The following is a 14,053-nucleotide window of genomic DNA, read 5'->3' on the forward strand; positions in this document are numbered from 1 at the left end:
AAATAGGTTAAATGGCTTATTTTCAACAGCCGAGATGCTCATCATTAACGCCAAAAGACTCACATAAACGGCATATCCATTCATCGATCTCCTCTATGTATCCATGATAAATTCCCTAAAAAAAAGGAGACAGTGATTAACCGTCTCCTTTGCCTTGTATCATGATCATCATACTGTCGTTAACTGCAGTCCCAGTTGTACAAAACGTTTGAGAAATCTTTTTTCTTCAAATCTTCCGGTCTGATAAAGAAATTGGCGATTCCCACATCTCCCCACATCGAATCAATGTCATCATCTGAATCAATTTGCAAAAGCAGAATCGTATGGTTTTGATGAGAATAAGACCGCGGATCTTCCTGGGTGAAGGACGCATAGCCGCCGATTTTATGGCCGAATGCGTTCGCCGTATATTCGTCATACACCTCATCGTCAAACTGCTCGAAATAGTCAAAGGCATCCATCCCGGCATACTGCCTGAATTGAAAATCAGACGGGAGCACCCATTCAGCAGACAGCTCAGGGGTGATCAGCGCTTCGGATTGAATCGGAAAATCGTACTCCTCTTCAACCTGAACGAAAGAAAAATCATCCATGAGCTCCGCTTCTTCTGCTGTCACATGTTCAAAATATTTGACGCAGAAACCCGTTTGCGCGCACCCGTCGTCAAAATTCAGACCGTATACGTCATCACTGACCGATATGTAAAACTGAAGAATGCCGGTGTCCGGAAAATCAGGGAGTCCGGGCATATCCGCAAAATTGATTTGAGCGAGAAGCTTCATCGGCCTGCCGCTTTCATCTTTAGGATATGGTTCATGTTTCGGAAAATAGGGGTCTCCTGCAATTTTACTGTCATACCGCCCCGTTTCAGCTTTTTTGACGTGCAGTTTGATAAAAGGCCGTGCTGACGTTTCCAGCAGACCGCGGGATGATTCCATTTGCTTCGGCAATTTCCATGTTTTTTCCACGATAAATATCTCCTTCGTCTCTAAAGATTGTATGATAAAAGGCCGGCGCGGTCCGCCGGCCTTTCAAGTGACAGAATCAGTCTGAGGCACGACGGCTCTTCTTCCGATTGAGATATATTCCACGCCCGCCTGTTCCGCTTCCTCAAGCGAGTGGCAGTTTCTCCCGTCGAAAATAACCGGGGTTTCCATCAGCTCTTTGTACGCTTCAAGCGGGAAGTGTTTAATTTGTTCCCAATCTGTCAGAATCAGGACGGCATCCGCTCCCCTGACGGCTTCTTCTATGGACTCCCGATAGGAAACTTCAGCCGGAAGCAGCCCGGAAGCCCGGAATGAAGCGATCGGATCGTACGCTGTCATCCGGGCGTCAAGAGCCGCCAGACGATCCGCAATGACAATGGACGGCGCATCCCGCATATCATCTGTATTCGGCTTAAAAGACAGCCCTAATAACGCGATGGTCTTCCCCGTCACACCGCCGAGCCTGTTCAGCACTTTATCAACCAGCATGGACTGCTGGTTATTGTTGACTTTAATGACGGACTTCAGCAATTCAAAATCATGCTCCACATGTCCCGCGATCTGCACGAGGGCGTTTGTATCCTTCGGAAAACAGGAACCGCCGTAACCGATGCCGGCTCTTAAGAATTGATTGCCGATCCGTTTATCCAATCCCATTCCGTGTGCGACTGATTCCACATCCGCACCGACTTTTTCACATATATGAGAAATTTCATTAATAAAACTGATTTTCGCCGCTAAAAATGCGTTTGACGCATATTTGATCATCTCAGCGCTTCTGATGTCCGTATGATATACAGGAATCGCAAGCGGCGCGAAAACCCGGTCAAGCGTTTCCCGCGTCTGCCGGTCTTCAGCCCCGATCACGATGCGGTCGCCGTGAAAGGTATCGTGAATCGCCGAACCTTCACGGAGAAATTCCGGGTTCGAGGCGATTGAAATGTTCACGTCCGCTTTCAGCCGTGAATGAATAACTTCTCTGATCCTGTCATTCGTTCCCACGGGAACCGTGCTTTTTGTCACGACGATCGCATCTTTACAAATATGTTCGGCAATCCGTTCGGCGACATTTTCAATATAAGTAAGGTTTGCGTGCCCGTCTTCTTTTTGCGGCGTTCCGACCGCTATAAAAATAACGTCAGCTTCCGCAAGCCCTTTTTCGTAGCTCGTTTCAAATGCCAGCCGATGCCGGCCGATATTTCGTTTCATCATATCTTCAAGGCCCGGTTCAAAGATAGGGGACAAGCCCTTTCTCATCTGCTCAACCTTACGTTCGTCAATGTCTATGCATGTTACGTCATGGCCGATTTCTGAAAGAGACACTCCTGTCACAAGACCGACGTAGCCTGTTCCGATCACTGTTATTTTCATCGTGTTCCCCCAACCGTTTAGAAATTGCTGCTGGGCAGCTTACCGTTATTATCATATGATCCCGGCACCGGCTGAATGCCGGAAGCCTGAGGTCATGATAGGAAAAAACGGCGCCGGCCGCTGATAATAGCATAAGCATAAAAGAATCATCTTGCAAAACAGCCGCTTACGCTTCATTTAAACGGGATGGAGACGACGATTAAAAAAGACCCCAGCGCTTACGGCGGGCCACAGGCAGCGGAGGTTCCTTATAAACGGCTTTGTTTTCAGCGAGAAGCGCCGCATTTTCCGCGAGCATGTAAATCAGCTCAGCCCCTGCTTCTTTTTTCAGAACGCCGAGCGCCTCCTGATAATAAAAATTTCTCGGTCCGAGATTATGGGCGTCAGATGCGAGAAAGTGGATCAAATTCGCTTCCATCAGCTGCAGCGAAAAGGATTTCGCTTTCCGCCCGAATGCTCCGGCAATGCAGCCGGCCGTCACTTGGGCGGCCGCGCCTTTCTTCACAAGACTGTATAGGACGGAAGGGTTTTCGCGAATTTCTCTGTTCCGCTCCGGATGGGCGATGACGGGGACATATCCGTTCAGCTGCAGTTCATAAAACAGCCTTTCAGCGTAGGCCGGGACATGATCCGCCGGAAATTCCGCCAGCACATACTTTGTATTATGGAGCGGAACAAGCGAGCCGCTTTGAAGACCTGCCAGCAGATCTCCGTCTGTTCTGATTTCCTGGCCGGGCAGAACAGTCAGCGGAATGCCTTCCTTGTTCAAACGTTTGTTTAACAGGCTGACCGCTTCGTTGACCGTATGCCGGTCCGTGTCATAGCGGTATTTCACATGATGCGGCGTCGCGATGATCGTATCAATCCCCTGTCTGACCGCTTCTCTCGCCATCTTCAGGCTTTCTGTATCATCCGCCGCGCCGTCGTCTATGGAAGGAAGGATGTGACAATGGATATCTATCATATTTCAATCCCTCCTTAAAAAGAATGGACCGCGCCCATTATGACATTATTGTCCGTAATAGGCGTAGTCCGAGTGTTTCGTTTGTTTCTTCCCGTTCATCACGGCCCCAAGGAGCTTGCACGGGCAGTAATCGAGCGCTTCTTTCGCCTTGGCCGCTTTTTCCTTGTCCGTTTTCCCGCTTGAGATCACCATAATGGCCCCGTCAGTGTAGCTGCCTAATATTTTCGTATCTGCTACGGCCAAAACGGGAGGTGTATCCAAAATCACCTTATCATAAACTGCGGCGGCTTCTGACAGAAGATCTTTCATAGCACCCGTCGATAAAAGCTCCGCCGGATTGGGCGGGATCGGCCCGCTCGTTAAAATATCCAGGTTTGCTTCATCAGCTGGCAGGACGGCTTTCTGAAACGGCATCTGTTTTAACAGCAGCGACGTTAATCCGGTTCCGTTGTCCAATTTGAAAGTGAAATGAACCGTCGGTTTGCGCAGATCCGCATCAATTAAAAGCACTTTTTTCCCCTGCTGTGCAAATACGACGGCAAGGTTGGCCGCGGTTGTCGATTTTCCTTCTTCCGGACCGGCGGATGTGATCAAAAGGGACTTCACCTCCGTATCAACGGAAGAAAATTCAATGTTTGTGCGGATCGTGCGATATTGTTCTGAGTTGATGGATTTCGGCTCAGACATCGCAATCACGCTTCGTTTTCCGGGTTTGTCTTTTTTACGCGTCAACATGTCCGCCCCCCGCTTGTTTGGTTTCCGCCATCCTCAAGTTTTTGGCAACGCTGTCTTTAGTACTGATTGAAGTAACCGTTCCCAGGATCGGGATGCCGAGCAGCGATTCCAGCTGTTCTTCCGATTTGATCGTATTATCCAGATGTTCCAGCAAAAAGGCGAGACCGATTCCGCCCAAAAGTCCGGCGGCAAACGCAATCGCGATGTTCAGCTTACGGTTAGGCTCTGCCGGTGACTGGCTGTCCGCTGCTTCGGCCTTTGAAAGGATGCTGACATTATCCACGTTCATAATGGCGGTGATCTTGTCCTGAAAAACGGCTGCAACCGCATTTGCCATAACGGCCGCCCGCTTAGCATCCGTATCCCGCACGGCGATCGTCACGACTTGTGAATCCTGCTCGCTGGACACCGTGATTTTCGATTCAAGTTCTTTCGAAGTCATGGACAGATGCAGCTGTTTAATCACCTCATCGAGGATGACCGGACTTTTGATGATGACATTATACGTGTTGATTAATTGGAGGTTGGTTTGAACATCATTGAATTGGACTTCTTTTTGATTGTTTTTGGATTGGCTGACCAAAATTTGAGTTGAGTTTTCATAGACCGGCGTAAGAGCGAAGAAACTGATGAGTCCGCCTGCGGCAGATGCCGCCGCGGTAATAATAAGTATAAACAGCAGACGCTTTCTCAGTATTGCGAATATTTCCTTTATGCTTGTAGATTCTCCCATATAACCTCCATATCACTTTCCGCGTATTCCCATTCCCTCCAATGATCTTTTCCAATTACGATTATACAGTTTTAAACTGTCATTTCTAACCTTTTCAAATGACAAAATTCGACAAAAATAGACAATCACTTCAATCTGTTTTATTTTTGTAAGCGCTTTAAATACTGGTGTCACAGGAAGATTAAAAAATCCCGCGGCCAAGAGCCTGCGGGATTTTATGTTGCATATCCATTTTTAATATAAGAAATCAAATTCTCAAGCATTTCTTTTGTGGTCATCTCAGAGGACTGCTCACCAATGTCGTGCGCATGCATTAAAATCTTCAGAAACTCCTCTTGATCTAACTTCGTTTTCTTCATCATTCGTTTCCTTTCGGCTTCCATTAAATTGAAAACAAGATTATTATATGCTGTCGGGTGCTGTTTTGCAATCTCTAATACATCATTCGACACATTCGGGTTTTTATGTCCTTTTTTAGGAAAAACTTTTTCCGGGCCATGTGTTGCGATATAATAGAGGAATTGGAATCTTTTTATTTTGTGACTCGTTAGGAGCGATAATCATGCTTCAGGATATGATTGCTAAAGAAGATGTGCTCGCAGCGGCTGAACAGCTTAAAGAACTTCTTCCTTACAATGAAGACAATGTTCAGCTGATGAAGAAAGCACTCATTTTATATCGGCAGGATTCCGTCTATCGTATACAGGTTCAAACCCCGACAGAGATTTCCGCATATGTGCAGGATGTTGTGCCTGTAAGGGTCACGCTGAACTTATTTTTCATGGTGAAAAGCGGCTGCGCATGCCCGTCTGAGGCGATCTGCCGCCACGTGCTGGCCGTTTTTCTTTACGTATATGCCCAATTCGAGCGGGTCGGTACCTTTACCGAACATTGGCTGGAAAGAGAAAAGCTTGAGGAAAGCAGGGAGCTTGTCCGCCGGCAGTTTCAGGAAAAAGTGCTGCCGAATGAAGAGTCGCTGTCAAGCTGGCTCGCTTTTTTTGATTCGGAATTCTCGCTGTGGGAGGCGCGGACGCCGGCCGGAAGCCAGACGATGCAGGGCCTTTATTACGGCTATCTGTCAGCGCTCAAAAAACACGCCCCGAAAAAACCCGAGCTTAAAAGCTTATATCAGATTCATTCGGCGCTTGCCGTCTGGCTTCACATGTTCACTTTGATTGAGTCAGGCAGATTGGATGCCGAAAAAGATTATTACAGCATCAATCCATACGTGGAACAGCTGATGGATACGATTTATTCCTCCATTGACAGACTGAAAACGTACGCTTTGTCTTTTTCACTCGATCCCTTTTTAGACCGGACGCCCCCGGTGCTCCGCAGACTGCTTGTGAAAGAAGAGCTTTTTCAATACGAACGCCTCCGGGTATTCGGTGAAATGTGGAGCGCGCTTTTGAACCGGCCGAAATGGGTTGCGCGTGAACAGGAGATTCTCGAACAGGAAAGCGGGCGCCGTTTTTCGCCGGAAGTGCGGTTCGGACGGCTTCATCTGGCCTTTTTGCAAAAAGATGATGAATCTGTCTTTGAAGATATGTCCCGCTTCCCTCCTGAAGCGCTGCCGTATACCTTTCAATGGCTCGGTGAACTCACCGCGAAAAAAGACTGGAAACGGCTGAAAGCATGGTATGGCCGGATCGAACCGCTTGCCGTGAACTATACGAAGCTTGATAAGCCGTTTAAAGAAATGCGCGACATCATCGGAGAGCTGTTTGCGCTATTGGCGGATTATGCGCGGCACTCACGGGATGATCAGCTGTTTGAACGGTTTGCTTCCGGCTGCCTTCCCTATACCTTTACCGAATACAGCCAGTACCTGTACGAAAAACGACGGTACGCGGAGTGGGTGGAGATTCACAGCCTCGTCGGTTTTTCCGTCTGGGAAATCGAAAAGGACATCCTGAAGGAAATTGCCGCCAGTGATCCGGAAGCGCTCATCCCCTCCTATCACCGGGCGGCGGCCTTTTTTATCGACCAAAAAAACCGCAGCGCCTATAAAGAGGCTGCGCGCCATCTGAAAAAACTGCGGACGCTTTATAAAAAGGCAAAAAAACAGCAGGTATGGGAGCGGTATATCAGCCGGCTGAGCGCAAGCTACAAGAGGCTGCGCGCCCTTCAAGAAGAATTGCAGAAAGGAAAGTTGATTGATGGCGAGTCTTAAGGAAATTTTCATTCATGTAGAACAAATGGAAGATTGGACATTTACGCTGTCAAGCCATGATGAGAAGGAGCAGCCGCTTACTCTCAGTCAGATGAAGACTCATTTGTTCCAATGGCATGAGTCCACCTTTTACGGAACGTTTCTTGAAGACGTCAGCTTCATCGGCACTCCGGCCGTTCTGCTCAGCCCGTGGATGACCGTCGAGCTGCTCGGAAAAAACTCGTTCAATTCATTCAGCACCGTGCAGCTGACAAAGGAAACGGAACCGTTAATCGAAGCGGCTTCGACGATATTCGAATTTATTGCCGACGGCGATTTTCTTCCGGATTATGAGGCTTGGCAAAATGGCGTCCTGCGCTTCAAAGACCGCGAGCTTTTGCTGGAAGGCTTTACGGCAGACTGGTTCTCAGCCGCGGTCCAGGACTACATTCAGTACAATGATGACCTGCTGGAAAAATGGCGGCGGATCGAAACCCGCTCACCGGCCGTTCATACGTTTAAAGGCTCCTTTTTGGATGAAGATGATTTTCTGGAGGGAATCGGCTGGCATGACGATCTGACGCCGTTTACCGTCGGGCTCCGATTAAACGAGCCTGATTTCGACGGTGACGACTGGAAAATCGAAATGTTTTTACGTGAGAAAAAAACCGGCTCCATCACCTTTTTTGACGGACTGAAGGGACTGAAAAAAGCGTGGCAGGCATACAGCGGAAAAATCGCGCGCGAACAGGACCGCTTCCGCAGAACGGTTCCCTGGCTTTCGTTTGATTCAGGAACGACGCTGATTTCTGAAGAAGAGGCTTGGATCTTCTTATCGGAAGCGAGTGAGACGCTTGTCGATATGGGTGTGGAGATTCTTCTCCCATCATGGTGGCAGATTGTCCGGGACAGCAATATGATGCTCAAGGCGAAAGTGTCATCCTCACCGCGGGGCGAGTCCTTCGTCGGCATGAACGCTCTGCTTGATTTCAACTGGAGATTCGCCACAAACGGAATTGAGCTGACAGAGGATGAATTCAATGAGCTTGTCGCAAACAACAGACGTCTCGTCAACATCCGCGGCCAATGGGTGAAAATTGATCCTCAATTCATTAAACAAATGAAAAAACTGATGGAAAAAGCAGAATCTGAGGGCCTCCACATGTCCGACGTGCTGGCGCGCGAACTGATGGATCACGGGGAAAACGGAGCCGAGGACACGGACCTCATTGACTCATCGGCATTTGCCGGGATCAAGATCGAATTATCAAAGCAGCTCAGAAGCCTGATCCGCAAACTGACGGATGCCCGGGATCTGCCGGAGCATGAAGTCAGCGCGGCGTTTCAGGGCCAGCTCCGCCCTTATCAGATGTACGGCATGAACTGGCTTCTGTTTTTACGGGAAAACGGCTTCGGCGCCTGTCTCGCAGATGACATGGGACTGGGAAAGACGATTCAGATGATCGCTTATTTTCTCCATGTGAAGGAAAGCGGCCGGCAAAAAGCGCCTGCCTTAATCATTGCGCCGACATCGGTGCTCGGCAACTGGCAGCGTGAGCTCCAGACCTTCGCGCCGCAGCTGAAGGCCGTGCTTCATTACGGCCCCCGCCGGCCGAAGGGGGAAGCATTTGTCCCGGCCTATCAGGACGCGGATGTCGTTCTTACTTCTTATGGCCTGTCGCACGCCGATCAGGAAGAGCTTTCTTCCGTGACATGGAGCACCATCTGCCTTGATGAAGCGCAAAATATTAAAAACGCGCATACGAAGCAATCCCGCGCGATCAGAAAGCTGAAAGGCGTCCATCATATCGCGCTGAGCGGAACACCGATGGAAAACCGCCTGACAGAGCTTTGGTCGATCTTTGATTTTATGAACAAAGGCTATCTCGGCAGTCTGACCGGCTTTCATAAACGCTATGTGCTGCCGATTGAAAAAGACCGTGACGAAAAAAGAATCAACCAGCTTCAGCAGTTAATCCGGCCGTTTTTACTGCGCCGGACAAAACGGGATGAAGAAGTGGCGCTTAATCTTCCTGACAAGCTGGAACAAAAAGAGTTTATCCCGCTCTCAGCCGAACAGGCATCCCTTTATGAACAGCTTGTCAAAGATACATTTGAACATATGGCTTCTCTGACCGGGATGCAGCGGAAAGCGCTGATTCTGAGCATGCTCGGCCGCTTGAAGCAAATATGCGACCATCCTGCGCTCTATTTGAAGGAAGAACAGACAGAGCTGTTAAACGGGAGATCCGTCAAACTGGAAAAGCTGCTTGATTTAATGGCGGTGATCCGCGGACAAGGGGAAAGCTGCCTCATTTTCACCCAATACATTCAGATGGGCAATATGATGAAGCGCCTCCTGGAAAAAACATTCGGAGAACCGGTTCAGTTTTTAAACGGAAGCCTGTCCAAGCAGGAACGCGATTCTCTCGTCGAACGGTTCCAGAAGAAAGAATACCCGACGCTGATTTTGTCACTGAAAGCGGGCGGAACCGGCCTGAACCTGACGGCTGCCAATCATGTCATTCACTATGACAGATGGTGGAATCCGGCGGTGGAAAACCAGGCAACCGACCGAGCCTACCGAATCGGCCAGGAACGGTTCGTCCACGTTCACAAACTCATTACGACGGGAACGATTGAAGAAAAAATTGATGCCATGCTCGAAACGAAACAAACGCTGAACGATCAGATTATCCAAAGTGAAAATTGGATTACCGAGCTGTCATCCGCTGAGCTTGAAGAATTATTCACCCTCAGCGCATCGGCGCAATCACATTAAACGCAAAAAGGCCGGCTCTCTCAGAAGAGCCGGTCTTTTATGTCGTCCTTACTGTTACGCCGCATTTGCCATGAATGCGTCACGCCAGTCATGAACAGTATCGCCATACCTTTCACAGTAAATTCCTGATCATATGCGCAACGCCGTTTTGATCATTTGTCAATGTAACGGCATCAGCGATCTCTTTAATATCTTCTCTCGCATTCCCCATCGCTATGCCTTTTCCGGCCGCCTGAAGCATTGAATAGTCATTTAAGCTGTCACCGACCGCGGCGGTTTCAGCCATCGGAATGCCGAGCTTTTGCGCCAGCCGTTTGAGCGCCTGCCCTTTAGAGGCGTTTCGAGACGCCAGTTCGAAGTTGTGGTCGGCAGAGCTGACAAGGGTGAGATCTTTCTGACCGCTGAATCGGTCCCAGCCCGCTTTCAGCTTCCGCTCATCAAACGAAAATCCGAGAATATTATAAAAATCCAGATGCTCTTCTTTCTCAAAGAGCTCACGGTATGAATGAATGTAAGCAAAGCCGGATTGGCTGTATTGCACTGAAGCCGCCTGTTCCAAAACGGAAAGATCGGCTTCAGGATTGGCGCTTTTCACCCGGTCCATTTCGATATCGAGCAGCTGCCTGCCGGTTTCAGGCGTATAGATGGCTTTGTTTGTAAACACCTCATAGTAATATTGATTCTCTTCAAGCCATGACAAAATCCCGCGGGCTCTTGTTTCTTCAATCGCATCACAGTGGTACAGGCTGCCGTCAGGAGCATAAATGGCGGCTCCGTTTGCGCTGATAATCCATGTTTTTATGCCGAGCGGTTCGAATATGGAGTGCACGTCAAAATGCGCGCGTCCCGTGGAAACCACGATTTCAATTCCCGCTTGCCGGGCTTCCCTTAAAGCCCGCTCATTTTCATCGCTTACTTGATGACTGCTGTTCAGCAGTGTGCCGTCCAGATCTATGGCAATCAGTTTCACATGTCCTCATCCTCTTCTTCAGATTCAGTTACAAGCAATTCTACGCCGTGCCGGTCGAGCAGATCGCAAAAATCCTGATCAGGCAGCCGATCGGTAATCAGCAGGTCAACCTCGTGCAGGTCTGCATACTGATAAAAACTCGTACGGCCAAGCTTGGAGTGATCGCTCAGCGCAATCACCTGTTCAGCCTGTCGGATCATTTTACGCTTTACCATGCCGTCTTCTTCATGCGGAATCGTCAGGCCGTTTTCCGAGATGCCGACAACGCCGATCAGCACCTTATCGGCGTGATAATCCCCCAGTTTTTCTACAACGGAAGCCCCGTATAAAAACCGGTGTTCCTTCTGGAGCTTTCCGCCGAGCAGGTGAATATCAATTCCCTCTTTTGCGGAAAGGATATCGGCCTGATTGATCGAATTTGTAATAACAGTGCAGCCGGTGACATTTAAATGCTCCGCGCAGGCCTGCACGGTTGTCGAAGTGTCCAGGATGATCCGATCTCCTTTATGGATCAGGGATGCGGCCAGCTTGCCGATTTTGTTTTTCTCTTCAGAAACGGTTTTCAGCCGGCCCGAATAGCCCGGAACTTCCTGATTCACCGACGGCAGAATCGCGCCGCCCCGTGTTCTGATAATGGCCCCGCGCTCTTTCAGCTTTACAAGGTCCCTTCTTGCGGTATCTCTTGAAATATGAAGCAGCGAACATATCTGTTCAGCGGTGATCCGCCGATGCTGTTTCAAATATTCCATTATCGCAATCAGTCTTTCTTCTTGATACACGTCCTCATTCCCTTTTTCGTCACTTATCTGTAAGTAATTATAAGTTTTTATCCCAATATATTCAATGTTTTTAAGTATTCATAAGCGAAATCACTTCTTTTTAACCATTTTTTAGCTCCCGCACAAAAAAACCAGTCTTTCGACTGGCGAGTGGGAAGGAGGTATTGCGGGGCCCGCTGAAAGGCGGGAAATCGAGGAAAAAAGCATGCTATTCAGCCAGCGGCTCTTTCCGTTTTTGATCCATAAACCGAACGGTATCAGCCATGACCTCGGTCACATAAACTTTTACGCCGTCTGTCTTTTCATAGCTTCTCGTCTGGATTCTGCCGCTTACACCGACCATTGACCCTTTTTGGCAGTACAATGCCGTGTTTTCAGCGTTTTTTCTCCAGATGGTACAGTTGACGAAGTCGGTTCCGGTTTCACCCGACGCGCTTTTAAAATTGCGGTTTACCGCCAACGTAATATGTGCGACGGGAATGCCCGCTGCTGTAAAACGGAGCTCCGGGTCTTTCGTCAGCCGGCCGACAAGCATAACGTGGTTAAACAAGCCGTATCCTCCTCTCTTTTTCGAGGCTGGCTTCATTGTAGTACAAGGGCTCGTGAAAGCAAAAAGCGGATAAAGCCGTTATTCGTTCAGGCTGCTCTTATGTTTTCGTTTTTCTTTCTGATAAAAAAAACTTTTGTTTTTGACCGCTTATGTAATATGTATTTTTGAGCAGCCGCGAGAAAAGTTTCGTTTTGAGCCAGTCTTTCTCAAACATGCGGACAAACTTTCCGCCGTCCCATGCGAACCAGTAAAAACTCAGCTTTTTATCAGTCAGTGAAAGCTGAATTTTATACTGTTCCATGCGGTCTTTTGTTTCATATAAAAAGACGACATTTCCCCTTCTGTTAAGATGCACCTCACAATCTTCCTTTTTGCATACCAAGTAGGAATGATCGTCTTTTCGCCTTGAACCGTCTTCTATATAGATTTCCTTCAGGCGCAATTGATTCATAAGCATCTCTCCATGACCATATTCTTTTACATTATAATGAAAAAATAGAAATGATTAAATGTTGACCGCCTACAAAAATGATGAAGCATGTCTTACAGCATTTTCCCGGGAAAAATGATATGTGTTATAATAAATGAACGAAAAACATGGACAACAGGGGTGAAAATAAGAGATGAAAACCTTTAAACTGGTTGATCTGAATGTGGAACGTTTAGATAAAGACGATCAGCCGATTGAGCAGTTTCCCCTTTTAGACGGATTGATTATCAATAAAGAGGACGGAGAAAATCATTGGTTAATTGAAGCACTGGTCCCGGCCGAACACTTGTCTTTTTTTGACATGCTGATGAAAAGCCAGAAAGAAGCGAAGGTGTTTGTAACGATTACGAAAAAAAGCAACCGCCCCGCCCAGCTGACGGGAAGCATCAAAAATATCGTCGAGCTGGAAAGAAGTATACAAGTTTTAATTTACGGTCAAATGGTGTCTAGAAACCACCCCGGATCAGAAAGCATTCTGGAGTCGCTCGTGAAAGAAGGCTACTCGGGCAGCCGGCTGATTGAAGCGTTTAAACAAAAATTATAATCATATGAAAAAGGCCGGACGTTAATCATCCAGCCTTTTTTTGTGCCCTAGTCATTGTGAGGAGCCCGCTGTTTCAGCAGATCTCTGATTTCAGTCAGCAGTTCTGTCTGCTGATCTGTTTCCTCGGCTTCTTCAGCCTCTTCTTCTGCTTCTTTTTTACGTCTCAGCTTGCCTATTGTGCGGATCACGATAAAAATAGAAAATGAAATAATAAAGAAGTTCACAATCGTTTGAATGAAGCTTCCGTACTTGATATGAGCATCGCCGAATGTCACGGCCAGTCCTGAAAAGTCAAGACCGCCAAGAAGCAGGCCGACCAGCGGCATGATGATGTCTTCAACGAGCGACGTCACGATTTTGCCGAAAGCGCCGCCGATGACGACACCGATAGCCAGATCCATGATATTGCCCCGCATCGCAAAGCTTTTAAATTCTGACCACATCACATTCACCCCTTTCTATACAAAATGGGCTTTTTTATAAGCCCATTTGTTTGCTTTTATTCTCCGAGCGCAAAGGTTAATTCAGCTTCACACACGAGCTCGCCGTCAACTTTGGCAACGCCTTTGCCGCGTCCGATCGTACCGCGCGCGCGGGTAATATCAACCTCAAGCTCCAGCTTGTCACCCGGTTTTACCTGCTTTTTGAAACGGCAGTTATCAATCCCCGCAAAAAATGCGAGTCTGCCCCGGTTTTCTTCTTTAATCAGCATCGCAACCGCTCCGACCTGCGCCAAAGCCTCTACGATTAATACGCCCGGCATAACAGGGTATTCAGGAAAATGGCCGTTGAAAAAATCTTCATTCGCCGTCACATTTTTATATCCCGCCGCCCGTTTTCCTTCTTCGACTTCCGTAATTCTGTCTACCAGAAGAAACGGATAGCGATGGGGAATAATTTCTTTAATTTGCTGAGTATCAAGCATTCTCTTGACATCTCCTTCATCGACAATAGTATGTATAGAAGGCATATGTGGCAACCAATCTGTACATTTGGA

15 protein-coding genes are annotated in these 14,053 nt (G+C 48.1%); 3 read left to right on the forward strand and 12 right to left on the reverse strand.

The features are described 5' to 3' along the window. Window positions 1–179 precede the first annotated feature (179 nt). The 6 genes from JNUCC21_RS18980 to JNUCC21_RS19005 all read right to left on the reverse strand — a co-directional run bounded on the left by JNUCC21_RS18980 (window position 180) and on the right by JNUCC21_RS19005 (window position 5,148). Complete coding sequence (locus JNUCC21_RS18980) at window positions 180–968, reverse strand: YwqG family protein (protein WP_069006832.1); 789 nt, start codon at window positions 966–968, stop codon at window positions 180–182. Between the two features lie 63 nt (window positions 969–1,031). Then, window positions 1,032–2,357 carry a UDP-glucose/GDP-mannose dehydrogenase family protein gene (locus JNUCC21_RS18985; RefSeq protein ID WP_122504233.1) on the reverse strand — a complete coding sequence of 442 codons (1,326 nt, stop codon included), beginning with the start codon at window positions 2,355–2,357 and terminating at the stop codon, window positions 1,032–1,034. A gap of 199 nt (window positions 2,358–2,556) precedes the next feature. Continuing rightward, window positions 2,557–3,321 (reverse strand): tyrosine-protein phosphatase, encoded by a 765-nt coding sequence (locus JNUCC21_RS18990; RefSeq protein WP_369878405.1) that lies wholly within the window; start codon window positions 3,319–3,321, stop codon window positions 2,557–2,559. A gap of 45 nt (window positions 3,322–3,366) precedes the next feature. Continuing rightward, window positions 3,367–4,056 (reverse strand): CpsD/CapB family tyrosine-protein kinase, encoded by a 690-nt coding sequence (locus tag JNUCC21_RS18995; protein ID WP_007614272.1) that lies wholly within the window; start codon window positions 4,054–4,056, stop codon window positions 3,367–3,369. Continuing rightward, window positions 4,043–4,789, reverse strand: a complete 747-nt coding sequence (locus JNUCC21_RS19000; RefSeq protein WP_007407552.1) for a YveK family protein — start codon at window positions 4,787–4,789, stop codon at window positions 4,043–4,045. Before JNUCC21_RS19000 ends, JNUCC21_RS18995 begins: the two co-directional genes overlap by 14 nt. A gap of 215 nt (window positions 4,790–5,004) precedes the next feature. Further along, window positions 5,005–5,148: a hypothetical protein gene (locus JNUCC21_RS19005; RefSeq protein WP_003151259.1), complete on the reverse strand. Its 144-nt coding sequence runs from the start codon at window positions 5,146–5,148 to the stop codon at window positions 5,005–5,007. 203 nt (window positions 5,149–5,351) lie between these two features. On the opposite strand from JNUCC21_RS19005, the gene JNUCC21_RS19010 reads away from it, so the two are divergent. After that, complete coding sequence (locus tag JNUCC21_RS19010) at window positions 5,352–6,962, forward strand: SWIM zinc finger family protein (RefSeq protein WP_015240739.1); 1,611 nt, start codon at window positions 5,352–5,354, stop codon at window positions 6,960–6,962. Next, window positions 6,949–9,723, forward strand: coding sequence for a DEAD/DEAH box helicase (locus tag JNUCC21_RS19015; RefSeq protein ID WP_369878406.1), 2,775 nt, complete (start codon window positions 6,949–6,951; stop codon window positions 9,721–9,723). The genes JNUCC21_RS19010 and JNUCC21_RS19015 overlap by 14 nt, the downstream gene beginning before the upstream one ends. Window positions 9,724–9,835: 112 nt before the next feature. On the opposite strand, the gene JNUCC21_RS19020 is transcribed toward JNUCC21_RS19015, so the two are convergent. From JNUCC21_RS19020 to JNUCC21_RS19035, 4 genes are all read right to left on the reverse strand, one after another. Continuing rightward, on the reverse strand, window positions 9,836–10,693 hold the full coding sequence (locus JNUCC21_RS19020) for a Cof-type HAD-IIB family hydrolase (RefSeq protein WP_094031350.1): 858 nt from the start codon (window positions 10,691–10,693) through the stop codon (window positions 9,836–9,838). Continuing rightward, window positions 10,690–11,472, reverse strand: a complete 783-nt coding sequence (locus JNUCC21_RS19025; protein ID WP_003151250.1) for a DeoR/GlpR family DNA-binding transcription regulator — start codon at window positions 11,470–11,472, stop codon at window positions 10,690–10,692. Before JNUCC21_RS19025 ends, JNUCC21_RS19020 begins: the two co-directional genes overlap by 4 nt. A 208-nt stretch (window positions 11,473–11,680) precedes the next feature. Continuing rightward, window positions 11,681–12,022, reverse strand: a complete 342-nt coding sequence (locus JNUCC21_RS19030; RefSeq protein ID WP_007407557.1) for a single-stranded DNA-binding protein — start codon at window positions 12,020–12,022, stop codon at window positions 11,681–11,683. A 97-nt stretch (window positions 12,023–12,119) separates the two neighbouring features. Further along, a complete protein-coding gene (locus tag JNUCC21_RS19035) occupies window positions 12,120–12,473 on the reverse strand; it encodes a hypothetical protein (RefSeq protein WP_003151247.1) in 354 nt (117 codons plus the stop codon). Window positions 12,474–12,645: 172 nt separating this feature from the next. Here JNUCC21_RS19035 and JNUCC21_RS19040 point away from each other — a divergent pair, with 172 nt between their 5' ends. Then, the gene (locus tag JNUCC21_RS19040; protein ID WP_012118638.1) at window positions 12,646–13,056 is read left to right on the forward strand and encodes a YwpF-like family protein; all 411 of its coding nucleotides are present in this window, start codon (window positions 12,646–12,648) and stop codon (window positions 13,054–13,056) included. Between the two features lie 47 nt (window positions 13,057–13,103). On the opposite strand, the gene mscL is transcribed toward JNUCC21_RS19040, so the two are convergent. Beyond that, complete coding sequence (gene mscL, locus JNUCC21_RS19045) at window positions 13,104–13,499, reverse strand: large conductance mechanosensitive channel protein MscL (RefSeq protein ID WP_003151243.1); 396 nt, start codon at window positions 13,497–13,499, stop codon at window positions 13,104–13,106. Between the two features lie 56 nt (window positions 13,500–13,555). Further along, window positions 13,556–13,981 (reverse strand): 3-hydroxyacyl-ACP dehydratase FabZ, encoded by a 426-nt coding sequence (gene fabZ / locus JNUCC21_RS19050; protein ID WP_003151242.1) that lies wholly within the window; start codon window positions 13,979–13,981, stop codon window positions 13,556–13,558. Window positions 13,982–14,053: the final 72 nt, after the last annotated feature.

The organism is Bacillus sp. JNUCC-21 (genome assembly GCF_041222765.1).
In the GTDB taxonomy this organism is placed as follows: Bacteria; Bacillota; Bacilli; order Bacillales; family Bacillaceae; genus Bacillus; species Bacillus velezensis.

Excerpts from the sequence above, each read along its gene's own strand:
- JNUCC21_RS18985 (WP_122504233.1), bottom strand. The coding sequence starts at position 2,357 with ATGAAAATAACAGTGATCGGAACAGGCTACGTCGGTCTTGTGACAGGA.
- JNUCC21_RS18990 (WP_369878405.1), bottom strand. The coding sequence starts at position 3,321 with ATGATAGATATCCATTGTCACATCCTTCCTTCCATAGACGACGGCGCG.
- JNUCC21_RS18995 (WP_007614272.1), bottom strand. The coding sequence starts at position 4,056 with ATGTTGACGCGTAAAAAAGACAAACCCGGAAAACGAAGCGTGATTGCG.
- JNUCC21_RS19000 (WP_007407552.1), bottom strand. The coding sequence starts at position 4,789 with ATGGGAGAATCTACAAGCATAAAGGAAATATTCGCAATACTGAGAAAG.
- JNUCC21_RS19005 (WP_003151259.1), bottom strand. The coding sequence starts at position 5,148 with ATGAAGAAAACGAAGTTAGATCAAGAGGAGTTTCTGAAGATTTTAATG.
- JNUCC21_RS19010 (WP_015240739.1), top strand. The coding sequence starts at position 5,352 with ATGCTTCAGGATATGATTGCTAAAGAAGATGTGCTCGCAGCGGCTGAA.
- JNUCC21_RS19015 (WP_369878406.1), top strand. The coding sequence starts at position 6,949 with ATGGCGAGTCTTAAGGAAATTTTCATTCATGTAGAACAAATGGAAGAT.
- JNUCC21_RS19035 (WP_003151247.1), bottom strand. The coding sequence starts at position 12,473 with ATGAATCAATTGCGCCTGAAGGAAATCTATATAGAAGACGGTTCAAGG.
- JNUCC21_RS19040 (WP_012118638.1), top strand. The coding sequence starts at position 12,646 with ATGAAAACCTTTAAACTGGTTGATCTGAATGTGGAACGTTTAGATAAA.
- mscL (WP_003151243.1), bottom strand. The coding sequence starts at position 13,499 with ATGTGGTCAGAATTTAAAAGCTTTGCGATGCGGGGCAATATCATGGAT.
- fabZ (WP_003151242.1), bottom strand. The coding sequence starts at position 13,981 with ATGCTTGATACTCAGCAAATTAAAGAAATTATTCCCCATCGCTATCCG.